We start from the raw sequence: 22,922 nt of genomic DNA on the forward strand, positions 1-22,922 counted from the left end.
ACGCTTTCAACGGCATCCGCCGCCGCAGGTTAAGCCGGCGGCGCGGCGCGGTCGCCGAAAGTGGCTTATTCCATACCTTCTGGCGCGTCGCGGTCGCGCTGCCACAGCACGTCCGAACCGCCCCCGGCCCGGTTCAGCACCCGCGCCAGCACGAACATCAGGTCCGACAGCCGGTTCAGGTACTGGCGCGGGGCCTCGTTCAGCGGCTCGGCCGCGCCCAGCGCCACCAGCGCGCGTTCGGCACGGCGGCACACGGTGCGGCAGACATGGGCCTGCGCCGCGGCGCGGCTGCCGCCCGGCAGGATGAATTCGGCCAGCCGCGGCAGGTTGGCGTTGTAGTCGGCCAGCCAGGTGTCGAGCTGCGTCACTTGCTCAGGCTTGAGCAGGGTGTAGCCCGGGATGGACAGCTCGCCACCCAGGTCGAACAGGTCGTGCTGAATATGCAGCAGCGCGGCGCGCACGTCGTCCGGCAGGGCCTCGGTCAGCAGCACGCCGACGTGGCAGTTGAGTTCGTCGACGTCGCCGATGGCGGCGATGCGCAGGCTGTCCTTGCCGGTGCGGCTGCCGTCGCCCAGGCCGGTGGTGCCGGCGTCGCCGGTGCGGGTGGCAATCTTGGACAGGCGGTTGCCCATGCCGGTCTCCTCGTAAGCGTGTGGTAGTCGTGGTCCGCCCTGCAACGCGGGCGCCAGGGGGAAAGACGCATTATCGCGCCGGACCGCCTCGGCGGGCCAAGCTCTTGTGTCCCGGCGCTGGCTGTGCGGCTATCGGCCAGTACCAGCCGGCCGCCGACCGCCGCGGCGCCCCGCCAGGGTGCATGAGCCGCCGCGCGGCGTAGAATGCCGGTAGCCCTTATTCATCGTCCATTCGATCACCGGGTCGCGCCCCTGCCGGCCAGACCGGAGCTTGCTCCGGAGCGCCGCCGCCGGCACCAACGTCGCGCCGACCCGCCGGAGACCCGCATGAACCACCCCACGCCGCCCGCCACGCTCGCCCGCCGTCCGCTGCCGCCCGCCTTCAGCGACGCCCTGGCGGCTCGCTTTGGCGACCGCTTCACCACCTCCGCCGGCGTGTGCGAACACCACGGCCGCGACGAATCCCCGTTCCCGCCGGCCGTGCCCGACGCCGTGGTCTTCGCCCACAGCACCGAGGAAGTGGCCGAGGTGGCGCGCCTGTGCAACCAGCATGGCGTGCCGCTGATCCCGTACGGCGCCGGCTCATCGCTGGAAGGCCATCTGCTGGCCGTGGCAGGCGGCATCAGCCTGGACCTGTCGCAGATGAACCGCGTGCTGGCGGTGCAGCCCGAGGACCTGACCGTGACCGTGCAGCCCGGCGTCACGCGCAAGCAGCTGAATCAGGAAATCAAGGACACCGGCCTGTTCTTCCCGATCGACCCGGGCGCCGATGCCTCGCTGGGCGGCATGTGCGCCACGCGCGCCTCCGGGACCAACGCGGTGCGCTACGGCACCATGCGCGAGAACGTGCTGGCGCTGACGGTGGTGACCGCCGACGGCCGCGTGGTCCGCACCGGCACGCAGGCGCGCAAGTCGGCGGCGGGCTATGACCTGACCCGGCTCTTTATCGGCAGCGAAGGCACGCTCGGCATCATCACCGAGGTGACGGTGCGGCTCTACCCGCAGCCGGAAGCGATCTCCGCCGCGGTGTGCGCCTTCCCCAGCATGGGCAGCGCGGTGCAGGCCGTGATCCAGACCATCCAGCTGGGCGTGCCGGTGGCGCGCGTGGAGTTTGTCGATGCGCTGGCGATCCGCGCCATCAACCGCCACGACAACCTGACCCTGCCCGAGACCCCCCACCTGTTCTTCGAATTCCACGGCACCGAGGCCGGCGTGCGTGAGCAGGCCGAGACCGTGCAGCAGATCACCGCCGAGCACGGCGGCCAGGGCTTCGAATGGGCCACGCGCCCGGAGGACCGCAGCCGGCTGTGGAACGCACGCCATACCGCGTACTTCGCCATGCTGCAGCTCAAGCCGGGCTGCAAGTCGGTGACTACCGACGTGTGCGTGCCGATCTCGCGCCTGGCCGACTGCGTTACCGAGACCGAGAAGGACCTGAACGCCTCGGCGCTGCCCTGCCCCATCGTCGGCCATGTCGGCGACGGCAACTTCCACGTGGCGATCCTGGTCGACCCCGGCAAGCCCGAAGAGATGGCCGAGGCCGAGGCCATCAACCAGCGCATCGTCGAACGCGCGCTGGCGATGGGCGGCACCTGCACCGGCGAGCACGGCGTCGGCCTGCACAAGCAGCGCTTCCTGGTGGAAGAACACGGCGAGGACGCGCTCGACCTGATGCGCGCGATCAAGGACGCGCTGGACCCCAACCACATCCTGAACCCGGGCAAGATCTTCAGCGCCACGCGCGCGGGCACGCAGTAAGGCGTACCGGGCAGATGGCCTCCATGTTCAACCGCGTCCCGCCGCTGCACCTGCTGATCGCCTTCGAGGCCGCGGCGCGCCTGGGCAGCTTCGCGCGCGCGGCCGAAGAGCTGTCGGTCACGCCCAGCGCGGTCTCGCACCGCATCAAGAACCTCGAGGAGCTGTGGGGCGAAGACCTGTTCGTGCGCGCCAACGCCGCGCTGCGGCTGACCGCCGCCGGCACGCGCTACCTGCGCAACGTGCAGGACGCGCTCAAGTCGCTCAACGAGCTGGCGCGGCCCGAGTACAACAAGCTGCGCACCCGGCTGCGGGTGGCGATCCCGCCCACCTTCGGGCGCCAGCACCTGGTGCCGCGCCTGCCTGAATTCGGCGCGCTGTATCCGCATATCGACCTCGAGCTGCACCTGGCAATCCCATTCCTGGACGTCAAGGCCGAGGACACCGATGTCGAGATCCGCTACGGCACCGGCCGCTACCCCGACCTGAAGACCACCCGGCTGCTGGTCGAGCCGGTGTTCCCGGCGTGCGGCCGCGAATACTACGAGCGCGTCAACGGCCGCGCCATCACCAAGCCCGAGCACCTGCACGGCCTGGTGCTGCTGCGCAGCCCGCTGGAGCCGTGGAAGCCGTGGTTCGAGACTGCCGGGCTGGACTGGGCCGAGCCGCAGACCGGGCCGCAGTTCAATGACATCGGCCTGATGCTGGAGGCGATCGCGTCCAACCAGGGCGTGGCGCTGGTGCGCCAGCGCATGGCGCGGCACTGGCTGTCGCTGGGGCAGATGGTGCGGCTGCTGGATGTGGAATCGGTCTCGCCGCACGGCTACTACATCGTCGAGCGCGAACAGGCTCCGCTCAAGCCCGAGGCGCGCTATTTCGTCGACTGGCTGCTGAGCCTGGACTGGTAGGAGACCGACCCCATGGAAATCCGTTTGCTGACCCCCGCCGATGCCGCCGCCTTCCAGGCGCTGCGGCTGCAAGGCCTGGCCGAAGCGCCGGAGGCCTTCGCTTCCAGCCTGGAGGAGGAACAGGACCGGCCGCTGGAAGTCGTCGCCGCGCGCCTGGCCGCGACCGAGGGCAAGGCCGTGTTCGGCGCCTTCGTTGACGGCACCGATGACACCGCGCTGGCCGGGGTGGTCGGGGTGATGCGCGAGGAAAACGCCAAGCACCGGCACAAGGCCTTTATCTGGGGCATGTACGTGGCCCCGGGCTGGCGCGACCGCAAGCTCGGCCGCGCGCTGATGGAGCGGGCCATGGAACAGGCCGCCGCCATGCCGGGCGTGCGCCAGGTGACGCTGTGCGTCAATGCCGGCAGCGCGGGCGCGGTGCAGCTGTATGAGTCGCTCGGCTTCGTGCGCACGGGGCTGGAGCCGGATGCGCTGTACGTCGCGCCGCACTTCCACGACAAGCTCGATATGGTCTGCTTCCTGCCGCAGCCGCCGGCACGCTGAGTCCAGACGGGCCGCCTTCCCTGCACCCGCGCCGCGGTGTACGCTGGACTTGCGTCCCATGCCAGGCGTGATTTCCCGCGCAGCCATGATGAGCATTTTTGATCGGCCTGCCATGCGGAATTCACGTCTCCCATGGTGCCCGCGCCAGGTGCCCTGCGCTATAGTCACCCGTCCCCCGCGGCAGGCCCTGCATTGCCGCGACCGGCAGGCCGCGCACCGGCCGCCATCCAGGAGGCCCCAGAGGAGTCGTTCATGAATGCCCCGCACGAAGCCCAAACCATCGCCCCCGACGGCGCCCATGCCACGGCCGAAGGCCGCCGCAGCGCGCTGCTGGCCGGCCTGGCGCAGATCCTGCCGGATGCCGCGCTGCTGTGGAAGCCGGAAGACACCGTCCCCTATGAATGCGACGGCCTGGCCGCGTACCGCCAGGTGCCGATGGCCGTGGCCCTGCCCGACACTGAAGAACAGGTCTGCGCGATCCTGCGCTTGTGCCACAAGCTGGGCGTGCCGGTGGTGCCGCGCGGCGCCGGCACCAGCCTGTCGGGCGGCGCCATGCCAATCGCCGAGGGCCTGGTGCTGTCGCTGGCCAAGTTCAAGCGCATCCTGTCGGTCGATCCGTACTCGCGCACCGCGGTGGTCCAGCCGGGCGTGCGCAACCTGGCGATCTCCGACGCCGCCGCACCCCACAACCTGTACTACGCACCGGACCCGTCCTCGCAGATCGCCTGCACCATCGGCGGCAACGTCAGCGAGAACTCCGGCGGCGTGCACTGCCTGAAGTACGGCCTGACCGTGCACAACGTGCTGCGCGTGCGCGCGGTGACGATGGAGGGCGAGGTGGTGGTGTTCGGCTCCGAGGCCCCCGACTCGCCGGGCCTGGACCTGCTGGCCGTGCTGATCGGCTCCGAAGGCATGCTGGCCGTGGTCACCGAGGTCACGGTGCGCCTCATCCCCAAGCCGCAGCTGGCGCAGGTGATCATGGCCTGCTTCGACGATGTCGAGAAAGGCGGCAACGCCGTGGCCGACGTGATCGCCGCGGGCATCATCCCGGCGGGACTGGAGATGATGGACAAGCCCGCCACAGCGGCAGTGGAGGAATTCGTGCATGCGGGCTATGACCTCGATGCCGCCGCCATCCTGCTGTGCGAGTCCGACGGCACCCCGGAAGAAGTGGCCGAGGAAATCGAGCGCATGAGCGAAGTGCTGAAGGCTTCGGGCTGCACCCGCATCGTGGTCTCGCAGAACGAGGCCGAGCGGCTGCGCTTCTGGAGCGGCCGCAAGAACGCCTTCCCCGCCGCGGGCCGGATTTCGCCCGACTACTACTGCATGGACGGCACCATCCCGCGCAAGCACATCGGCACGCTGCTCAAGCGCATCGAGGAGATGGAGCGCAAGTACGGCCTGCGCTGCATCAACGTGTTCCATGCTGGCGACGGCAATATGCACCCGCTGATCCTGTTCGATGGCTCGGACCAGGACGAATGGCACCGCGCCGAGTTGTTCGGCGCCGACATCCTGGAAACCTGCGTCGAGCTGGGCGGCACCGTCACCGGCGAGCACGGCGTGGGCGTGGAGAAGCTCAACTCGATGTGCGTGCAGTTCTCGCCCGCCGAGCGCGACGCCTTCTTCGGCGTCAAGGCCGCCTTCGACCCGGCGCGGCTGCTCAACCCGGACAAGGCCATCCCCACGCTGGCGCGCTGCGCGGAGTACGGCAAGATGCATGTGAAGCGCGGCCTGCTGCCGCACCCGGAACTGCCGCGCTTCTGAGCCACGCCATGTCCAGCCCACGCCGACGCCAGCAGCAGGAAGCGTTCATCCGCCAGCGCCTGGGCCAGCCCGAGACCGGCTGGCGCCAGCGCTGGTACACCATCATCTTCGAGGCCGATACCCGCGAAGGCCGGCTCTTCGATGTCGCGCTGCTGCTGGCCATTGTCGCCAGCGTGATGGTGGTGATGCTCGACAGCCTGCCCGCGGTGAACAACCGCCTCGGGCAGCTGTTCACCGTGCTGGAATGGATGTTCACGCTGTTCTTCACGGCCGAGTACATGATGCGCATCCTGGTGGTGCGCCGGCCGTGGCGCTATGTGTTCAGTTTCTACGGCATCATCGACTTCGTCTCGATCATGCCAACCTGGCTGGCTTTCTTCCTGCCCGAGCTGCATTTCCTGATCGATGTGCGCCTGTTGCGGCTGCTGCGCGTGTTCCGGATCCTGAAGCTGACCGTGTACTTCGAGGAAGCCGAGATCCTGTACCGCGCGCTGGTCAACAGCCGGCGCAAGATCTTCGTGTTCCTGGGCACGGTGTTCATCATCACGGTGATCCTGGGCACGGTGATGTACGTGGTGGAAGGTCCGCAGCACGGTTTCACCAGCATCCCGGTCAGCATGTACTGGGCGGTGGTGACGCTGACCACCACGGGCTTCGGCGACATGGTGCCCAAGACTCCGCTGGGGCAGTTCATCACCTCGCTGACCATCCTGCTGGGCTACGGCATCATCGCCTTCCCCACCGGCATCGTCGGCGCCGAGCTGGCCGCCAGCATCCTGAAGCGGCCGCTCACCACGCGCACCTGCACCCATTGCCTGACCGAGGGCCACGAACCCGACGCCGGCTACTGCAAGCATTGCGGCAGCCAGCTGCCCGAATACCAGAACGACCGGCCGGAAGTGCCCGGCGGACCTGCCGGCTCCTGAGCCGGCCTTCCCTACCCCACGACGCATATGCAAGCCACCCTCGACGCCATCCGCGACGCCGTCAGGCAAGCCACCGAGACCCGCACCGCGCTGCGGCTGCGCGGCGGCGGCAGCAAGGACTTCTACGGCCAGCCCGCCGCGGGCCAGCTGCTGGACACGCGCGCCTATGCCGGCATCGTCGAATACGACCCGGCCGAGCTGGTGATCACCGCGCGCTGCGGCACGCCGCTGACCGAGATCGAGGCTGCGCTGGCCGAAAAGCGCCAGATGCTGGCCTTCGAGCCGCCCCATTTCGCACTGCCGGGCCAGCCCAGCACCGCGACGCTGGGCGGCGCCGTGGCCGCGGGATTGTCGGGCCCGCGCCGGCAGTCGGTGGGCGCGCTGCGCGACTTCATGCTGGGCGCGCAGCTGATGGACGGCCGCGGCGAGGTGATGGACTTCGGCGGCCAGGTGATGAAGAACGTGGCGGGCTATGATGTGTCGCGGCTGCTGGCGGGCTCGCTCGGCACGCTCGGGCTGATCCTGCAGGTATCGGTCAAGGTGCTGCCGGCACCGTTCGACGAGGCCACGCTGCGCTTCGAGCTGGCGCAGGCCGATGCCATCCGGCAACTGAACCAGTGGGGCGGCCAGCCGCTGCCGCTGGCGTCTTCGGCCTGGCACGCGGGCGTGCTGCATGTGCGCCTGGCCGGCGCCACCGCCGCGGTGCGTGCCGCGTGCGCCAGGCTGGGCGGCGAGCGCGTGGACGCTGCAGAAGCCGCGGCGCTGTGGCAAACGCTGCGCGAGCAGACCCACCCGTTCTTCGCCCCCGCCCAGGCGGGCCGCGCGCTGTGGCGCCTGGCGGTGCCCACCATCGCCGCGCCGCTGGAGCTGCCCGGTTCACAACTGATCGAATGGGGCGGCGGCCAGCGCTGGTGGCTGCCCGAGGACGGCACTGACAAGACCGATGCCGAAAGCGTGCGCGCCGTGGCGCAAGCCGCCGGCGGCCATGCCACGCTGTTCCGCAACGGCGACAAGTCAGTGGGCGTGTTCACGCCGCTGGCCACGCCGCTGGCCGCGATCCACCGCCGCCTGAAAGAGACCTTCGACCCGGCCGGCATCTTCAACCCGCAGCGCATGTACCCCGGGCTCTGATCCGGCAGGTCCAGACAACCCCAGGCACAACCTCCCCACACCATGCAAACGAACCTGGCCGATTTTCTTCGCAACACGCCCGAAGGCGAGGAAGCCAAATCCATCGTCGGCAATTGCGTGCATTGCGGCTTCTGCACCGCCACCTGCCCCACCTACCAGTTGCTCGGCGATGAGCTGGACGGCCCGCGCGGGCGCATCTACCTGATGAAGCAGGTGCTGGAAGGCCATGCCATCACCGAAAGCACGCGCCTGCATCTGGACCGTTGTCTGACCTGCCGCAACTGCGAATCGACCTGCCCGTCGGGCGTGCGCTACGGCCGCCTGGTCGATATCGGCCGCAAGCTGGTCGACGACAAGCTCGAGGCCGAAGGCGTGCGGCGCCCCGCCCGCGAGCGCATCGCGCGCTGGGTGCTGCGCGAGGGGCTGACGCGCCCGGCGCTGTTCGGCACGGCGCTGCGCCTGGGCCAGATGGTGCGGCCGCTGCTGCCGGGCACGCTGCGCAACAAGGTGCCGGCGCAGTCCAGCACCGCCGCGCCCGGCACGTGGCCGCGCAATGTGCATGCACGCAAGATGTTGTTGCTCGACGGCTGCGTGCAGCCGGCAATGTCGCCCAACATCAATGCCGCCACCGCGCGCGTGTTCGACCGTGTCGGCGTACAACTGCTGGTGGCGCGCGAAGCCGGCTGCTGCGGCGCGATCCGCTTCCACACCGGCGACCACGACGGCGGCCTCGACAATATGCGCCGCAATATCGACGCCTGGTGGCCGCATATCGAGGACGGCGCCGAAGCCATCGTGATGACCGCCTCGGGCTGCGGCGCGATGGTCAAGGACTACGGCCACCTGCTGCGCGACGATCCGAAGTACGCCGAGCGCGCCCGCCGCGTATCGGCGCTGACGCGCGACCTGTCCGAAGTCTTGCCGGACTTTGCCGACGAGCTGCACAGCCTGGCCGGCGCGGTCCCGCGCGACAACCGGCGCGTGGCTTACCACCCGCCCTGCACGCTGCAGCACGGCCAGCAGATCCGCGGCAAAGTCGAAGCGCTCTTGACCGGCCTCGGCGTCGAAGTCAAACTCTGCGCTGACAGCCACCTGTGCTGCGGCTCGGCAGGCACTTATTCGGTGTTGCAGCCGGAACTGGCCTACCGCCTGCGCGACGACAAGCTCGCCAAACTGCAGGCCACGCAGCCCGAAGCCATCGTCTCGGCCAATATCGGCTGCATCTCGCACCTGCAGAGCGGCACCGGCACCCCGGTGATGCACTGGATCGAACTGGTCGACAAGATGCTCGGCTAGCGCGGGCGGGCAGCATGGGCGGCAGCGCGCATCCTTCCGGACGCGCGCCGCGCACCTGCGACCAAACGCCACGCCCCATGCTCCAGACCTTTGCAATCCTGTTGGTTTTCCAGTCCGTCGGTGAGGTGATCAGCTACGCGCTGACCCTGCCGGTGCCCGGCCCCGTGCTGGGCATGATCCTGCTGTTCGGCTGGCTCGTCTTCGATGACCGCCTGCTGCCCATCATCCAGGGCACCACATCTGAACTGCTCAAGCACCTGTCGCTGCTGTTCGTGCCGGCCGGCGTCGGCATCATGGTCCATGCCAACCGCATCGAGGGCGAATGGATGCCGATCCTGGTGGCGCTAGTGGTGTCCACCTGGCTGGCCATCGCCACCACCGCCGTGGTCACGCGCATGCTGATGCGCAAGCGCGCCGATGTCCCGCCCGCCGATGCGAAAGGAGAGCAGGCATGATGACGCCCCGCCTCAACGAGATCTGGGTCTACCTGGCCGCAAGCCCGCTGGTCGGGCTGACCGCTACGCTGCTGGCCTACGTCTTTGCCTTCCGCATCTATGAGCGTTCGCGCTTCTCGCCGCTGGCCAACCCGGTGATGATCGCGGTGGCGCTGCTGGTCACGGTGCTGACCGTCACCGGCACGCCCTACAAGACCTACTTCGACGGCGCGCAGTTCGTGCACTTCCTGCTGGGACCGGCCACGGTGGCGCTGGCGGTGCCGCTGTACCTGCAACTGCCGAAGCTGCGCACCCATGTGTTCCCGCTGCTGGCGGGGCTGGTGGCGGGCTCGGTGGTGGCCGTGGTGTCGGCAGTGGGCATTGCCTGGCTGCTGGGCGCATCGCCCGAGACCGTGCGCTCGCTCGCGCCCAAGTCGGTGACGATCCCGATCGCCATGGGCGTGGCCGAGAAGATCGGCGGGCTGCCGTCGCTGACGGCGGTGCTGGTGATGGCGACCGGCATCATCGGCGCGATCAGCGCCACCAGCGTGCTGAACCTGCTGCGCATCCGCGACTACAGCGTGCGCGGCTTCGCCACCGGCGTGGCGGCGCACGGCATCGGCACCGCGCGGGCCTTCCAGGTCAACCAGGAAGCTGGCGCCTTTGCCGCGCTGGGCATGGGCCTGAACGGCGTGCTGACGGCAATCATGGTGCCGGTGATGGCGGCGTGGATGCCGCACTGACACGCTCCTGACAGGACGCTGTCAGCAGCCCCCGCGCATGATGCGAACTCCTCACTCCCCTTCACTTGGAACCAAGGAGTCTGTCATGAGCAACCGTCTGATCAACTGGCTGGAAATCCCCGTCGTCGACATGAACCGCGCGGTCGGCTTCTACGAGCAGGTGTTCGATATCCAGCTGCGCCGCGAGACCATGAGCCAGGTCGACATGGCCGTGTTCCCCCACCCCGACCCGGGCGGCGCGCTGGTGGCCGGCGAAGGCTACCGCCCCAGCAACTACTACGGCGCGGTGCCATACCTGCATGCGCCGGAACTGGATGTGCTGCTGGAGCGCGCCGCGCGCGCCGGCGGCAAGACCGTGTTCGGGCCGCTGCGCCTGCCGGGCGAGATCGGCCGCATCGCCCATATCACCGACAGCGAAGGCAACCGCATCGGGCTGCACGAGCCCGTGGCCGGTTGACCCCGATGGCTAGCCACCCCCGATGAGCCGCCGCGCCGACCGCCTGTTCCAGATCGTGCAGGTGCTGCGCGGCCGCCGCCTGACCACGGCGGCACTGCTGGCGCAGCGGCTCGGGGTGTCGGAACGCACCGTCTACCGTGATATCCAGGCGCTGTCGCTGTCAGGCGTGCCGGTCGAGGGCGAGGCCGGCATCGGCTACCGGCTGCGCGCCGACTTCGATGTACCGCCGCTGATGTTCACCGCCATGGAAGTGGAAGCGCTGGTGGCCGGCCTGCGCCTCCTGAAAGCCTGGGGCGGCGGCGCGCTGGCCGCCGCGGCCGATCCCGCGCTGGAAAAACTGATGGCTGCGCTGCCGCCGCCGCGCCGGCTGGCAGCGCAGCAAAGCCGCGTGTTCGCGCCGGAATACGTCAACCAGGCGCATGTGCGCGAAGTCTTCGACGTGGTGCACGGCGCGCTGGGCGAGCAGAAATTGCTGCTGCTCGACTACTGCGACGTGCAGCAGCGCATCACCGAACGCGTGGTGATGCCGCTGGGCCTGTTCTTCTGGGGCAATGCCTGGCTGCTGGCGGCGTGGTGCACCACGCGCTCGGACTACCGCAGCTTCCGGCTGGACCGCTGCCGCGCCATCCGCATGCTGGACGACCATTTCCACGAAACGCCCGACCGCTCGCTCAACGGCTTTTTGCGCGCGGTGCGCGCCAGCGGCACCTAGTCCTGCTCAGGCAGCCGGGTCGGACAGCAGCTTCTCGATATCGGCGCGCAGCTCATCGGGCTTGGTGGTCGGCGCATAGCGCTTGAACACCGTGCCGTCGCGGCGCAGCAGGAACTTGGTGAAGTTCCATTTGATGCCCTGGGTACCGAGCACGCCACGCTTTTCCGTGGTCAGCCACTGGTACAGCGGATGGGCGTCGGCGCCGTTCACGTCGATCTTGGCGAACATCGGGAAGCGCACCGCAAAGCGCGTTTCGCAGAACTGGCCGATCTGCTGCGCATCGCCCGGCTCCTGCTTGCCGAACTGGTTGCACGGGAAGCCCAGCACCTCCAGGCCGCGCCCGTGGTATTCGTCATAGAGCTTCTGCAGGCCCTCGTACTGCGGCGTGAACCCGCATTCGCTGGCGGTGTTGACGACCAGCATCACCTTGCCCTGGAAGTGCGACAGCGGTACCGGCTGGCCGGCCAGCGAGTTGGCTTCGAACTGGTAGACATTGCTCATGGCAGACTCCTCTAGGTAGCCCAAGCATACCGCCATGCGCACTGGCGTGCACGAATCAGATGACGTTGAGATGCTCGGTGCCGGCACCCAGGTCGGTATCCTTGGCGCTCGCGCTGTGCAGCTTGATCATCAGGCGCAGGTCGTTGAGCGAGTCGGCGTTGCGCAGCGCGTCCTCGTAGGTGATCTTGCCTTCCTCGTACAGGTCGAACAGCGCCTGGTCGAACGAGACCATGCCCTGCTCGCGCGACTTCTTGATGACTTCCTTGAGCTCGTGGATCTCGCCCTTGAAGATCAGGTCGGCCACCAGCGGCGTGCCGATCATGATCTCCACCGCCGGCACCCGCCCTTTGCGGCCCGCGCGCGGCAGCAGGCGCTGCGAGATCATCGCCTTCAGGTTCAGCGACAGGTCGATCAGCAGCTGCTGGCGCTTTTCCTCGGGGAAGAAGTTGACCACGCGGTCGATCGCCTGGTTGGCGTTGTTGGCGTGCAGCGTGGCCAGGCACAGGTGGCCGGTCTCGGCGTACTGCATCGCGTACTCCATGGTCTCGCGATCGCGGATTTCGCCGATCAGGATCACGTCGGGCGCCTGGCGCAACGTGTTCTTCAGCGCCACGTGCCAGGACTCGGTATCGATGCCGACCTCGCGCTGCGTGACGATGCAGTTCTGGTGCGCGTGCACGTACTCGATCGGATCCTCGATGGTGATGATATGGCCGTACGAATGCGCGTTGCGGTGATCCAGCATTGCCGCCAGCGTGGTCGACTTGCCCGAGCCGGTGGCACCGGTCACGATCACCAGCCCGCGCTTGGCCATCACCACCTCATGCAGCGTAGCCGGCAGGTCCAGGTCGGCCACCGAGGGGATGCGCGTATTGATGGTGCGCACCACCATGCCGGCCTTGCCCTGCTGGATAAAGGCCGACACGCGGAAGCGCCCGGCCTTGGGCGCGGTGATCGCGAAATTGCATTCGCGGCTGGTGTCGAAGTCCTGCACCTGGCGCTCGTTCATCACCGAGCGCACCAGGCCCAGCGCCTGGGTCGGGTTCAGCGGCTGCTGCGACACCGGCTTGATCTTGCCGTCGACCTTGATCGCCGGCGGGAAGTCAGAAGTGATGAACAGGTCAGAGCCGCGGTTGCTGACCATCAGCTCCAGCAGGTCGTTGATGTACTTGGCGGCGGATTCGCGATCGAGCATGGCGGTGTCCTGCTAGGGAGCGGGCCTCAGCCCATGAACGCGTCGGGGTTCTTCGCGATGGCGCGCGCGTCGTTGTAGCTGATGACGCTGCGCTTGATCAGGTCAGACAGGCACTGGTCCAGCGTCTGCATGCCCAGCCCGCTGCTGGTCTGCATCATCGAGTACATCTGCGCGATCTTGTTCTCGCGGATCAGGTGGCGGATCGCGGGCGTGGCGATCATGATCTCGTGCGCGGCGGTGCGGCCATTGCCGTCGCGCGTCTTCAGCAGCGTCTGCGAGATCACCGCCTCCAGCGATTCCGACAGCATGGTGCGCACCATGTCCTTCTCTTCGGGCGGGAACACATCGACCACCCGGTCGATGGTCTTGGCCGCGGAGCTGGTGTGCAGCGTGCCGAAGACCAGGTGGCCGGTCTCGGCCGCGGTCAGCGCCAGGCGGATGGTTTCCAGGTCGCGCAGCTCACCCACCAGGATCACGTCCGGGTCTTCACGCAGTGCCGAGCGCAGCGCGTTGGCAAACGAATGCGTATGCGGCCCCAGCTCGCGCTGGTTGATCAGGCTCTTCTTGGAGCTGTGCACGAATTCGATCGGGTCCTCCACCGTGAGGATGTGGCCCATGTCGCTTTCGTTGCGATGGTCGACCATCGCCGCCAGCGTGGTGGACTTGCCCGAGCCGGTCGGGCCCGTTACCAGCACCAGCCCGCGCGGCTTCATGCACAGGTCGGCAAACACCGCGGGCGCGCGCAGCTCTTCGAGCGTGAGCACCTTGGAGGGAATGGTACGGAACACCGCGGCGGCGCCGCGCTGGGTGTTATAGGCATTGACCCGGAAGCGGGACAGGCCGGCGATCTCGAACGAGAAATCGATTTCGAGGCGTTCTTCGTAGGCCTTGCGCTGGGTGTCGCTCATGATGTCGTACACCATGGCGTGGACATCCTTGTGCGTCATCGAGGCGACGTTGATCCGGCGCATGTCGCCGTGGATCCGCACCATCGGCGGCATGTCCGCGGAGAGATGAAGATCAGACGCCTTGTTCTTGACAGCGAAAGCCAATAGCTGCGCGATGTCCATCTATAATGACCCCACCCTGAGTTATCAGTACTTTGCGTACTTTCTTTTGTATGTTCGCCGGATTATGTCTGTAATTGCCGCCAACTTGCAAGCCGTTCACCAGCGCATCGCGGCGGCCGCACAACAAGCCGGCAGACAGCCCACGGACATCGCCCTGCTGGCCGTTTCCAAGACCGTTTCCCCCGACCGCATAAGGGCCGCATACGCCGCCGGACAGCTTGCCTTCGGCGAAAACTACGTCCAGGAAGGCGTCGACAAGATCGCCGCGCTGGCCGACCTGCGCCACCGCCTGCAATGGCATTTCATCGGTCCGCTGCAAAGCAACAAGACCCGGCTGGTGGCGGAGCATTTCGACTGGGTGCACGCCGTCGACCGGCTCAGGATCGCCGAGCGGCTGTCGGCCCAGCGCCCGGCCGGCATGGCGGCGCTGCAGGTCTGCATCCAGGTCAATATCAGCGGCGAAGCCAGCAAGAGCGGCGTCGCCCCGGCAGAGGTACCCGCCCTGGCACATGCTGTCGCCGCGCTGCCCGGCCTGCGTCTGCGCGGGCTAATGGCCATCCCCGAGCCTGAGGACGACCTCGCCGCGCAGCGCCGCCCGTTCGCGGCCATGCGCGCCATGCTGCAGGCGCTGCGCGCCGACGGCCTGGACCTCGACACCCTGTCGATGGGCATGTCGGGCGACATGGAAGCCGCCATCGCCGAGGGCGCCACGCTGGTGCGGATCGGCACCGCCATTTTTGGAGCGCGCCAGTACCCGTAGCCCAGTCATTTTCCCTGCAAGCCCAGTCCATTCCCTTCAAGCCCCAACGGATCCCCATGCTCGATACCCTTACCTTTGGCTTTCTCGGCGGCGGCAACATGGCCACCGCACTGATCGGCGGCCTGATCGCCCGCGGCGTGCCGGCCGGCTCGATCCGCGTGGTCGACCCCTTCCCCGAGGCCCAGCAACGCCTGGCGCGCGACCTCGGCGTGCATGCCGCCGGGGCGCCGGATGCCGCCTTCGGCGCCAGCGACGTGCTGGTGCTGGCAGTCAAGCCGCAGCAGTTCCGCGACGCCGCGGCGCAGCTGCTGCCGATCCTGCCGGCCAGCGGCAAGGGCAACCTGGTGATCAGCGTGGCCGCCGGCATCCGGCTGCAGGACATGCAGCGCTGGCTGGACGGGCGCACCCGGCTGGTGCGGGCGATGCCGAATACGCCGGCGCTGGCTGGCATGGGCATGACGGGGCTGGCCGCCCCGGCCGGGCTGTCGGCCGAAGACCGCGCGATTGCCAGCGCCGTGGCCGAGGCCGTCGGCAAATGCGTGTGGGTGGATGGGGATGACCAGATCGATGCGGTCACCGCCATTTCCGGCAGTGGGCCGGCCTATGTCTTCTACTTTATCGAGGCGATGGAACGCGCTGCCACGGAGCTGGGCCTTACCGCGGAGCAAGGCCGCGAACTGGCGGTGGAGACCTTCCGTGGCGCTGCTACCCTGGCCGGGCAGTCTTCCGAGCCGGTGTCAACGCTGCGTGAGCGCGTGACGTCCAAGGGCGGCACCACCTATGCGGCGCTGACGTCGATGGAGGCTTCGGGAATTGGTGACGCGTTCGTGCGCGCGATGCGTGCCGCCGCGGCGCGGGGCAAGGAGATGGGGGCGGAGTTCGGGAAGGATTGAGCGCTATCTTGCCCGACTGTTTGCTCCCTCTCCTGCAAGCGGGAGGGGAGCAAACCGGCAGGATTTAATCACCGAATCGCATAAGCCACCGCCGTCCCCGCAAACACACAAGCCCCCAGCCAGTTGTTATGCCGGAACGCCGCGAAACACCGCATCCGGTCCCGATCGCGAATCAGCGTGTAGTGATACCCGGCGCAACCCGCCGCCGCCACCAGCCCCACCCAGTAAGGCCACCCCAGCCCCAGCAGCACCCCCGCCCACGCCATCAGCGCCAGGAAGGCAGCGTAGCAGAGCATGATCGCCGCCACGTCGAAGCGGCCAAAGGTAATGGCTGAAGTCTTCATGCCGATCAGGAGATCGTCGTCGCGATCGACCATCGCATACGCCGTGTCATACGCCACCGCCCAGAACACATTGGCCAGCAGCATCATCCACGCCACCGGCGGCACCTGGTCCTGGATCGCGGCAAAGGCCATCGGGATACCAAAGCCAAACGCGATGCCAAGATAAGCCTGCGGAATCGCAAAGAAGCGCTTGAAGAACGGGTAAGTGCCCGCCACCACCGCCGCCACCACCGCCAGCCATTTGGTCAGCGCATTGAGCGGCAGCACCAGCGCAAAGGCCACCAGCGCCAGCACGGCGGCCACGGCCAGCGCTTCCCATGCGGCGATCTTGCCCGCGGTCAGCGGCCGCTCCCTGGTGCGCTTGACGTGCTTGTCGAAGTCGCGGTCGGCCCAGTCGTTGATGGCGCAGCCAGCCGAGCGCATCAGGAAGGTGCCCGCCACGAAGATCCAGAACAGCCCCCATGCCGGCGGCCCGCCCGCGGCCATCCACATGGCCCACTGCGTCGGCCACAGCAGCAGCAGCGTGCCGATCGGCTTGTCGATGCGCACCAGGCGCGCGTAGAGGGAAAGGCGTTCAAGCATGGGCGTGGGCGGCAACGGCGAGAGGGTCTGCACAGCGCGGATCCGGGAAGGAGGATTCAATGAAAACGCGCCGCAGCCCGGACGGTTGCGACGCGCAGTGCCGGCCGCCACTGAAGGGCAGCCGGAGGTGGCCGGCAGGCCTCAGGCCAGCATCGCGCGCAGCATCCACGCGGTCTTTTCATGCGTCTGCATGCGCTGGGTCAGCAGGTCGGCCGACGGCTCGTCGCCGGCGGCGTCGATCACCGGGAAGAGCGAGCGCGCGGTGCGCACCACGGCTTCCTGGCCTTCGACCAGCTTGCGGATCATTTCGGTGGCCTCGGGCACGCCCTCTTCCTCCGCGATCGACGACAGGCGGGCGTATTCCTTGTAGGTGCCCGGTGCCGGGTAGCCCAGCGCGCGGATACGCTCGGCGATCGAGTCCACGGCGAGCGCCAGCTCGGTGTACTGGGTCTCGAACATCAGATGCAGCGTATTGAACATGGGACCCGTCACGTTCCAGTGGAAGTTATGGGTCTTGAGGTAGAGGGTGTAGGTGTCCGCCAGCAGCTTGGACAGGCCTTCCGCGATCTTCTTGCGGTCCTTGTCGGAAATACCGATATTCACGCTCATCTCATTCTTCTTTGCCATGGTAAATACACTCCGTTCTGGTAAAGCCACGAGGGGCGCCGCCGGGCTTGCCATGTTTCGGGGCCGGGCGGCGCAGTACCCGCATTATTGCATCAGCTGGCGATCCCGGCCAAACCCCGGGCCACCTCGCTGAACATCACGGCCGCGCCGAGCACGATCACGGCGGCGCCGATTTCCTTGCGCCACAGCTTGTGGCGCAGCCGCGCGGCGTCGGCGCGCCCGGGCTGGTCGTGCCCGTCGTGCCACAGCTGCCGCCACTCGTCGATAAACAACCGGATCATCGCCATCATCGTTCTCCGCGGCGCGGCAGCCCGCCAGGGGCGCCGCGCCAGGCTGCCGCTTACTTCAGATTGAGCGCGCGCTTCACGCCCTCGCCGTAGGCCGGGTCGGCCTTGGTGAAGTGCTCCAGCTGCACGCGCACGATCGCCTCAGGCACGCCCTGCATGGCCGCCGCGATATTGGCGAACAGGCGCTGGCGCTGGCCCTCGTCGAACAGGCGGAACAGCGCGCCGGGCTGGCTGTAGTAGTCCGGGTCGACGCGGTGGTCCCAGTGGTCGGCGGCGCCATCCAGTGCCAGCGGCGGCTCGATCGCGCGTTCGCTGGCGGCGTAGGCGCTTTCGCGGTTGGGCTCATAGTTGAGCTTGCCGCCCTGGTTGCCGTCCACGCGCATCGCGCCGTCACGGTGGAAGCTGTTGTGGAACGGGCATTTCGGCGCATTCACCGGGATCTGGTTGTGGTTGATCCCCAGGCGGTAGCGCTGCGTGTCGCCGTACGAGAACAGCCGCCCCTGCAGCATCTTGTCGGGCGAGAAGCCGATGCCCGGCACGATATTGGCCGGATTCATCGCCACCTGCTCGACCTCGGCAAAGTAGTTGTCCGGGTTGCGGTTGAGCTCGAGCACGCCCACGTCGATCAGCGGGTAGTCCTTGTGCGGCCAGACCTTGGTCAGGTCGAACGGATTGATGTGGTACTTGGCCGCATCGGCCTCCGGCATGACCTGCACGCGCAGGTTCCAGCGCGGAAAATTGCCTTGCTCGATGTTCTCGAACAGGTCGCGCTGCGCGCTTTCGCGGTCCGTTGCCACGACCTTGGCCGCTTCTTCATTGGTCCAGTTGGCGATGCCCTGCTGCGACTTGAAGTGGAACTTGACCCAGAAGCGCTCGTTGTTGGCGTTGATGAACGAGTACGTGTGCGAGCCGAAGCCGTGGATCTGGCGGTAGTTCTGCGGCAGGCCGCGGTCGCTCATCAGGATGGTGACCTGGTGCAGCGATTCCGGATGGCGCGACCAGAAGTCCCACACCGCGATCGGGTCGCGCAGGTTGGTGCGCGGATTCCGCTTCTGCGTGTGGATAAAGTCCGGGAATTTGAGCGGGTCGCGCACGAAGAACACTGGGGTGTTATTGCCGACCACGTCCCAGTTGCCTTCGTCGGTGTAGAACTTGATCGAGAAACCGCGCACGTCGCGCTCGGCATCGGCCGCGCCGCGTTCGCCGGCCACGGTCGAGAAGCGGATGAACAGCGGCGTTTCCTTGCCGACCTGGGCAAAGACCGAAGCCTTGGTGTACCTGGTGATGTCGTGGGTGATCCTGAGCGTGCCATAGGCGCCGGAGCCCTTGGCATGCACGCGCCGCTCGGGGATGACCTCGCGGTCGAAGTGGGCCAGCTTTTCGAGGAACCAGACATCCTGCAGCAGCATCGGGCCGCGCGGGCCTGCCGTCTGCGAGTTCTGGTTATCGGCGACGGGTGCGCCGGCGGCAGTGGTAAGGGTGTCCTTCTTGCTCATCTTTTCCTCTTGGTGGGTAGGCTGAAAGGGATCGCTGCGTCAGAGCGCGGCGGCATAGCAGGCAAGGCAATCGAGCAGGCAGCGCCCCATGCGGAGGGGAATCGGGCGCTTGTTGGTTGTTGTTCGAGAGAACTGGACGCTGGTGCTCATCATCGGATCCTGTCCCAGGTCGATGCCATCTGCACCGACACGAGTCAGCCTACCAATGATCTATCGAATTGAGAATTCAATTATTTGTACCTATGCATTAGGTCAAATCTATCGGGGATTTCTGCAACTTTATCGCAGCGGAAAATGACCGCCCGAAGACTCCGCCCGAAGACAGGTAGCGCCGTGGCGGGGCCGGAAATGACGACGGCCGCAGCGGAATCTCCGGTGCGGCCGTGGGAATTGCCGGTACTGCAGGGGTAAGACAATCAGGCCGCTTCGGCCAGCTCCTTGGCGTCCAGCTTGCGCACGCCGGCCAGCTCGCACGCAGCCACGGCGTTGGCCAGCGCTTCCATGGCCGGCAGGCGGGTGAAGCTTTTGCGCCAGGCCAGCACCACGCGCCGGTCGGGCACCGGATCGGAGAACGGCACATAGGACAGCATGTCACCCTTGGCCTTCAGGTCGGGCACCGAGGTGCGCGGCAGCACGGTGATGCCAACCCCGCTGGCCACCATATGGCGGATGGTTTCCAGCGACGAGCCCTCGAAGGTCTTCTGGATGCCGTCGGCCGCCTGCGAGAAGCGCGACAGCTCCGGGCACACGCCCAGCACATGGTCGCGGAAGCAGTGGCCGCTGCCCAGCAGCAGCATGGTCTGCTGCTTCAGTTCATCGGGGTCGATGGAGTGCGCCTGCGCCAGCTGGTGGCCGCGCGGCACGGCGACGACAAAGGGTTCATCGTAGAGCGGGCGCACCGTCAGGCCCGAATCCGCGAACGGCTCGGCCATCACCGCGCAGTCGATCTCACCCTGCTTGAGCAGCTCGATCAGCTTGTGGGTGTAGTTCTCCTGCAGCATGAGCGGCATCTGCGGCACGGTCTCGATCATCTGCTTGACCAGCGACGGCAGCAGGTACGGCCCGATGGTGTAGATCACGCCCACGCGCAGCGGGCCCGCCAGCGGGTCCTTGCCCTGCTTGGCGATCTCGCGGATGGCCATGGTCTGCTCAAGCACGCGCTGGGCCTGCGCCACGATCTGCTCGCCGACCGACGTCACCGACACCTCGGAGGTGCCGCGCTCGAAAATCTGCACGTTGAGTTCGTCTTCCAGCTTCTTGATCGCGACCGACAGCGTCGGCTGCGACACAAAGCAGGCTTCGGCGGCCCGGCCGAAATGGCGCTCGCGCGCCACGGCGACGATGTACTTGAGTTCGGTGAGCGTCATGACTTATCAATTTGCGGTAGGCGATAGATTTTACCTTCGATTGCCGCTTCTGTCAGAGCGCCAACGCATTGTGTCGACGCATGCGAAGCAGCGCGCACCTGGACAGCGCCGTTCAGGCTTTCAGGTAGTGCTCGCGCCCGCCCAGCCAGCGCGAAAGGTGTGCTTCGACCGCTTCCGGATAGCGAGCCAGCATCAGCTCGGCCGCCTCCTGCGCGTAGTCGACCAGCCATGCGTCGGTCTGCAGGTCGGCAAAGCGCAACATCGCTTCGCCGGACTGGCGCGCTCCCAGGAACTCGCCGGGGCCGCGGATCTCCAGGTCGCGCCGGGCGATCTCGAAGCCGTCGGTTGTCTCGCGCATGGTCGCCAGGCGCTCACGCGCGGTGGGCGACAGCGGCGCCTGGTACATCAGCAGGCAGACCGATTCGGCGCTGCCGCGCCCCACCCGCCCGCGCAGCTGGTGCAGCTGCGCCAGGCCGAAGCGCTCGGCGTGCTCGATCACCATCAGCGAGGCATTGGGCACATCCACGCCCACTTCGATCACGGTGGTGGCCACCAGCACCTGCATGCGGTTGGCGCTGAAGTCGTCCATCACGGCGGCCTTCTCGGCCGGCGGCAGGCGCCCGTGCACCAGGCCCACGCGCAGGTCCGGCAGTGCGGCCACCAGCGTTTCATAGGTCTCCACAGCGGTCTGCAGCTGCAGCGCCTCGCTTTCCTCGATCAGCGGACAGACCCAGTAGACCTGGCGGCCTTCGGCGGCGGCGTGATGGATGCGTCCGATCACTTCGTCGCGCCGCTCGTCGTTGACCAGGCGCGTGACGATGGGGGTGCGGCCCGGCGGCAATTCATCGATCACCGACACATCGAGGTCGGCGTAGTAAGTCATGGCGAGCGTGCGCGGGATCGGCGTGGCCGACATCATCAGCTGGTGCGGCACGGCGTCGACCGCGGGCACCGTAGCATCGGCGGCACCGGCCTTGCCGCGCAGCGCCAGCCGTTGCGCCACGCCGAAGCGGTGCTGCTCGTCGACCACTGACAGCCCCAGCTTGGCAAAGCGCACCGTGTCCTGGATCAGCGCGTGGGTGCCGATCACCAGTTGCGCCTGGCCCGATTCCACGCGCGCCACGGCCTCGCGCTTGTCGCGTGCCTTCTGGCTGCCGGCTAGCCACGCCACCGGCACGCCCAGCGGCTCCAACCATGCGGACAGCTTGCGGTAGTGCTGCTCGGCCAGGATTTCGGTGGGCGCCATCAGCGCGGCCTGGTAGCCGGCGTCGATGGCCTGGCAGGCCGCCAGCGCCGCAACGATGGTCTTGCCGCTGCCCACGTCGCCCTGCAGAAGACGGTGCATCGGGTGCGGGCGCGTCATGTCGGCGGCGATCTCTTCGACCACGCGCTGCTGCGCACCGGTCAGCCGGAACGGCAATGCGGCCAGGAAGCGCGTGAGCAACCCGCCCTCGCGGCGCGGCATGGTCGGCGCATTTTTTTCGCGCCGCGCCGCGTGCGCGCGCCGCAGCGAGATCTGCTGCGCCAGCAGTTCGTCAAACTTGATGCGCTGCCAGGCCGGGTGCGAGCGGTCGGCCAGCGCAGCCTCGCTCTCCTGCGGCGGGGGCGCGTGCAGCAGCCGCAGGCAGTCGACCAGCGGGCGCAGGTGCAGGCGTGCCAGCGGCCCCTCCAGCACCGCCTGCGGCAGCGTCTCGGGCATCGGCGTGCGCGACAGCGTGCCGCCGATGGCCTTGCGCAGATAGGCCTGCGGGATGCCGGCGGTGGACGGATACACCGGCGTCAGGCGGTCGGGCAGCGCTTCGCCGGGCACCACCGGGCGCACCGTCGGGTGGACCATCTCGGCGCCGAAGAAGCCGCCGCGCACCTCGCCGCGCACGCGCAGGCGCACGCCTTCAGCCATCTGCTTGGTCTGGTTGCCGTAGAAGTTCAGGAAGCGCAGCGTCAGCTCGCCGCTGTCGTCGGCAATCTTGACCACCAGCTGGCGGCGCGGCCGGAACGTGACTTCGTTGGAGATGACCTCGCCTTCCACCTGCGCCGGCAGCCCGAGCCCGGCGCGGCGGATCGCCTCGGCGATCGGCGCCAGCGTGGTCTCGTCCTCATAGCGCATAGGCAGGTGCAGCACCAGGTCGACGGGACGGCGCAGGCCAAGCTTGGCCAGCCTCGCGGCCGCGGTCGACGTGCCGGAGGCGGCGGCCTTGCCCCTGGCTTCGCCGGCCTTGCCGCGCGCGGGCGCCGCCGTGTCCTTGGCGGCGTCGGCGGGGTCGTGGATCGGTTCAGCGGCGGTTCCGGGCATCGGCGAAAAATTTGGCAGCGGTCGCTCTCGTGCTGCGGGGTTGGCTGGCGCGGCGCCGGCGAATAGCCGGTATCACGCCCGCCCCGGCGGCAAGCGCGCCCGTGGCCTTACAATATCGGATTCGCCGATTGTACCCATGCCGGCTGCCACCACGGGCAGCGGAGTGCCGTTTTGTGCCCCGCTCCGGCCTGCATGGGATCGCG

General features: G+C 67.8%; 23 protein-coding genes and 1 pseudogene. 14 read left to right on the forward strand and 10 right to left on the reverse strand.

Annotation, left to right across the window (positions count from 1 at the left end; all coding sequences use genetic code 11):
* Positions 1-65: 65 nt before the first annotated feature.
* The gene (locus tag KB879_RS27865) at positions 66-632 is read right to left on the reverse strand and encodes a cob(I)yrinic acid a,c-diamide adenosyltransferase (protein WP_211980269.1); all 567 of its coding nucleotides are present in this window, start codon (positions 630-632) and stop codon (positions 66-68) included.
* A gap of 327 nt (positions 633-959) precedes the next feature.
* Between KB879_RS27865 and KB879_RS27870 the strand changes: the two genes are divergently transcribed.
* From KB879_RS27870 to KB879_RS40475, 12 genes are all read left to right on the forward strand, one after another.
* Complete coding sequence (locus KB879_RS27870) at positions 960-2,390, forward strand: FAD-binding oxidoreductase (RefSeq protein ID WP_041228114.1); 1,431 nt, start codon at positions 960-962, stop codon at positions 2,388-2,390.
* A 14-nt stretch (positions 2,391-2,404) separates the two neighbouring features.
* Entirely contained in the window at positions 2,405-3,295 is an 891-nt protein-coding gene (locus KB879_RS27875; RefSeq protein WP_114133744.1) for a LysR substrate-binding domain-containing protein, read from the forward strand.
* 12 nt (positions 3,296-3,307) lie between these two features.
* Positions 3,308-3,838 carry a GNAT family N-acetyltransferase gene (locus tag KB879_RS27880; RefSeq protein WP_013957922.1) on the forward strand — a complete coding sequence of 177 codons (531 nt, stop codon included), beginning with the start codon at positions 3,308-3,310 and terminating at the stop codon, positions 3,836-3,838.
* A gap of 252 nt (positions 3,839-4,090) precedes the next feature.
* Positions 4,091-5,605 carry an FAD-linked oxidase C-terminal domain-containing protein gene (locus KB879_RS27885; protein ID WP_153953729.1) on the forward strand — a complete coding sequence of 505 codons (1,515 nt, stop codon included), beginning with the start codon at positions 4,091-4,093 and terminating at the stop codon, positions 5,603-5,605.
* A gap of 8 nt (positions 5,606-5,613) precedes the next feature.
* Positions 5,614-6,531, forward strand: a complete 918-nt coding sequence (locus KB879_RS27890; protein WP_153953728.1) for an ion transporter — start codon at positions 5,614-5,616, stop codon at positions 6,529-6,531.
* A 27-nt stretch (positions 6,532-6,558) separates the two neighbouring features.
* Complete coding sequence (glcE, locus tag KB879_RS27895) at positions 6,559-7,662, forward strand: glycolate oxidase subunit GlcE (protein ID WP_013957925.1); 1,104 nt, start codon at positions 6,559-6,561, stop codon at positions 7,660-7,662.
* Between the two features lie 42 nt (positions 7,663-7,704).
* The gene (gene glcF / locus KB879_RS27900; RefSeq protein WP_211980270.1) at positions 7,705-8,958 is read left to right on the forward strand and encodes a glycolate oxidase subunit GlcF; all 1,254 of its coding nucleotides are present in this window, start codon (positions 7,705-7,707) and stop codon (positions 8,956-8,958) included.
* 77 nt (positions 8,959-9,035) lie between these two features.
* On the forward strand, positions 9,036-9,413 hold the full coding sequence (locus KB879_RS27905) for a CidA/LrgA family protein (RefSeq protein WP_010815044.1): 378 nt from the start codon (positions 9,036-9,038) through the stop codon (positions 9,411-9,413).
* Positions 9,410-10,135, forward strand: a complete 726-nt coding sequence (locus KB879_RS27910; protein ID WP_013957927.1) for an LrgB family protein — start codon at positions 9,410-9,412, stop codon at positions 10,133-10,135. The genes KB879_RS27905 and KB879_RS27910 overlap by 4 nt, the downstream gene beginning before the upstream one ends.
* A gap of 85 nt (positions 10,136-10,220) precedes the next feature.
* Positions 10,221-10,592 carry a VOC family protein gene (locus KB879_RS27915; protein ID WP_018311518.1) on the forward strand — a complete coding sequence of 124 codons (372 nt, stop codon included), beginning with the start codon at positions 10,221-10,223 and terminating at the stop codon, positions 10,590-10,592.
* Positions 10,593-10,614: 22 nt separating this feature from the next.
* Positions 10,615-11,304 carry a YafY family protein gene (locus KB879_RS27920; protein WP_013957929.1) on the forward strand — a complete coding sequence of 230 codons (690 nt, stop codon included), beginning with the start codon at positions 10,615-10,617 and terminating at the stop codon, positions 11,302-11,304.
* Positions 11,237-11,383 (forward strand): hypothetical protein, encoded by a 147-nt coding sequence (locus KB879_RS40475; protein WP_371827426.1) that lies wholly within the window; start codon positions 11,237-11,239, stop codon positions 11,381-11,383. The genes KB879_RS27920 and KB879_RS40475 overlap by 68 nt, the downstream gene beginning before the upstream one ends.
* Here KB879_RS40475 and KB879_RS27925 read toward each other — a convergent pair.
* From KB879_RS27925 to KB879_RS27935, 3 genes and pseudogenes are all read right to left on the reverse strand, one after another.
* A pseudogene (locus KB879_RS27925) lies at positions 11,320-11,805 on the reverse strand (glutathione peroxidase); the annotation flags it as partial. The gene KB879_RS40475 and the pseudogene KB879_RS27925 sit on opposite strands and share 64 nt — an antisense overlap.
* Before the next feature lie 55 nt (positions 11,806-11,860).
* Positions 11,861-13,000 (reverse strand): PilT/PilU family type 4a pilus ATPase, encoded by a 1,140-nt coding sequence (locus KB879_RS27930; RefSeq protein ID WP_013957931.1) that lies wholly within the window; start codon positions 12,998-13,000, stop codon positions 11,861-11,863.
* Between the two features lie 26 nt (positions 13,001-13,026).
* Entirely contained in the window at positions 13,027-14,070 is a 1,044-nt protein-coding gene (locus KB879_RS27935) for a type IV pilus twitching motility protein PilT (protein ID WP_013957933.1), read from the reverse strand.
* Positions 14,071-14,134: 64 nt separating this feature from the next.
* On the opposite strand from KB879_RS27935, the gene KB879_RS27940 reads away from it, so the two are divergent.
* Together KB879_RS27940 and proC are read left to right on the forward strand one after the other, a co-directional pair.
* On the forward strand, positions 14,135-14,830 hold the full coding sequence (locus tag KB879_RS27940; protein WP_211980272.1) for a YggS family pyridoxal phosphate-dependent enzyme: 696 nt from the start codon (positions 14,135-14,137) through the stop codon (positions 14,828-14,830).
* A 56-nt stretch (positions 14,831-14,886) separates the two neighbouring features.
* Positions 14,887-15,723 carry a pyrroline-5-carboxylate reductase gene (proC, locus tag KB879_RS27945; protein WP_013957934.1) on the forward strand — a complete coding sequence of 279 codons (837 nt, stop codon included), beginning with the start codon at positions 14,887-14,889 and terminating at the stop codon, positions 15,721-15,723.
* Between the two features lie 68 nt (positions 15,724-15,791).
* Here the strand turns inward: proC and ubiA are convergent, their stop codons facing one another.
* The 6 genes from ubiA to recG form a co-directional block, all read right to left on the reverse strand.
* Positions 15,792-16,649 (reverse strand): 4-hydroxybenzoate octaprenyltransferase, encoded by an 858-nt coding sequence (ubiA, locus tag KB879_RS27950; RefSeq protein WP_211980273.1) that lies wholly within the window; start codon positions 16,647-16,649, stop codon positions 15,792-15,794.
* A 141-nt stretch (positions 16,650-16,790) separates the two neighbouring features.
* The gene (locus KB879_RS27955; protein ID WP_010815054.1) at positions 16,791-17,276 is read right to left on the reverse strand and encodes a Dps family protein; all 486 of its coding nucleotides are present in this window, start codon (positions 17,274-17,276) and stop codon (positions 16,791-16,793) included.
* A gap of 92 nt (positions 17,277-17,368) precedes the next feature.
* Positions 17,369-17,566, reverse strand: coding sequence for a hypothetical protein (locus tag KB879_RS27960; RefSeq protein WP_153953725.1), 198 nt, complete (start codon positions 17,564-17,566; stop codon positions 17,369-17,371).
* Positions 17,567-17,616: 50 nt separating this feature from the next.
* Positions 17,617-19,059, reverse strand: coding sequence for a catalase (locus tag KB879_RS27965; RefSeq protein ID WP_211980274.1), 1,443 nt, complete (start codon positions 19,057-19,059; stop codon positions 17,617-17,619).
* 416 nt (positions 19,060-19,475) lie between these two features.
* Positions 19,476-20,426, reverse strand: a complete 951-nt coding sequence (locus KB879_RS27970; protein WP_013957939.1) for a LysR substrate-binding domain-containing protein — start codon at positions 20,424-20,426, stop codon at positions 19,476-19,478.
* Between the two features lie 112 nt (positions 20,427-20,538).
* A complete protein-coding gene (gene recG / locus KB879_RS27975) occupies positions 20,539-22,719 on the reverse strand; it encodes an ATP-dependent DNA helicase RecG (protein WP_211980275.1) in 2,181 nt (726 codons plus the stop codon).
* Between the last annotated feature and the right edge of the window lie 203 nt (positions 22,720-22,922).

It is taken from the genome of Cupriavidus sp. KK10 (genome assembly GCF_018223725.1).
Classification (GTDB): domain Bacteria; phylum Pseudomonadota; class Gammaproteobacteria; order Burkholderiales; family Burkholderiaceae; genus Cupriavidus; species Cupriavidus necator.

Bases quoted from the DNA above. Each gene is read 5' to 3' on its own strand.
- KB879_RS27920 (WP_013957929.1), top strand. From the start codon at position 10,615: ATGAGCCGCCGCGCCGACCGCCTGTTCCAGATCGTGCAGGTGCTGCGC.
- KB879_RS27915 (WP_018311518.1), top strand. From the start codon at position 10,221: ATGAGCAACCGTCTGATCAACTGGCTGGAAATCCCCGTCGTCGACATG.
- KB879_RS27890 (WP_153953728.1), top strand. From the start codon at position 5,614: ATGTCCAGCCCACGCCGACGCCAGCAGCAGGAAGCGTTCATCCGCCAG.
- KB879_RS27965 (WP_211980274.1), bottom strand. From the start codon at position 19,059: ATGAGCAAGAAGGACACCCTTACCACTGCCGCCGGCGCACCCGTCGCC.
- KB879_RS27870 (WP_041228114.1), top strand. From the start codon at position 960: ATGAACCACCCCACGCCGCCCGCCACGCTCGCCCGCCGTCCGCTGCCG.
- KB879_RS27930 (WP_013957931.1), bottom strand. From the start codon at position 13,000: ATGCTCGATCGCGAATCCGCCGCCAAGTACATCAACGACCTGCTGGAG.
- KB879_RS27865 (WP_211980269.1), bottom strand. From the start codon at position 632: ATGGGCAACCGCCTGTCCAAGATTGCCACCCGCACCGGCGACGCCGGC.
- KB879_RS27940 (WP_211980272.1), top strand. From the start codon at position 14,135: ATGTCTGTAATTGCCGCCAACTTGCAAGCCGTTCACCAGCGCATCGCG.
- KB879_RS27905 (WP_010815044.1), top strand. From the start codon at position 9,036: ATGCTCCAGACCTTTGCAATCCTGTTGGTTTTCCAGTCCGTCGGTGAG.
- KB879_RS27955 (WP_010815054.1), bottom strand. From the start codon at position 17,276: ATGGCAAAGAAGAATGAGATGAGCGTGAATATCGGTATTTCCGACAAG.
- KB879_RS27885 (WP_153953729.1), top strand. From the start codon at position 4,091: ATGAATGCCCCGCACGAAGCCCAAACCATCGCCCCCGACGGCGCCCAT.
- KB879_RS27880 (WP_013957922.1), top strand. From the start codon at position 3,308: ATGGAAATCCGTTTGCTGACCCCCGCCGATGCCGCCGCCTTCCAGGCG.
- KB879_RS27935 (WP_013957933.1), bottom strand. From the start codon at position 14,070: ATGGACATCGCGCAGCTATTGGCTTTCGCTGTCAAGAACAAGGCGTCT.
- glcE (WP_013957925.1), top strand. From the start codon at position 6,559: ATGCAAGCCACCCTCGACGCCATCCGCGACGCCGTCAGGCAAGCCACC.
- KB879_RS27960 (WP_153953725.1), bottom strand. From the start codon at position 17,566: ATGATGGCGATGATCCGGTTGTTTATCGACGAGTGGCGGCAGCTGTGG.
- recG (WP_211980275.1), bottom strand. From the start codon at position 22,719: ATGCCCGGAACCGCCGCTGAACCGATCCACGACCCCGCCGACGCCGCC.
- ubiA (WP_211980273.1), bottom strand. From the start codon at position 16,649: ATGCTTGAACGCCTTTCCCTCTACGCGCGCCTGGTGCGCATCGACAAG.
- glcF (WP_211980270.1), top strand. From the start codon at position 7,705: ATGCAAACGAACCTGGCCGATTTTCTTCGCAACACGCCCGAAGGCGAG.
- KB879_RS27910 (WP_013957927.1), top strand. From the start codon at position 9,410: ATGATGACGCCCCGCCTCAACGAGATCTGGGTCTACCTGGCCGCAAGC.
- proC (WP_013957934.1), top strand. From the start codon at position 14,887: ATGCTCGATACCCTTACCTTTGGCTTTCTCGGCGGCGGCAACATGGCC.
- KB879_RS27970 (WP_013957939.1), bottom strand. From the start codon at position 20,426: ATGACGCTCACCGAACTCAAGTACATCGTCGCCGTGGCGCGCGAGCGC.
- KB879_RS27875 (WP_114133744.1), top strand. From the start codon at position 2,405: ATGGCCTCCATGTTCAACCGCGTCCCGCCGCTGCACCTGCTGATCGCC.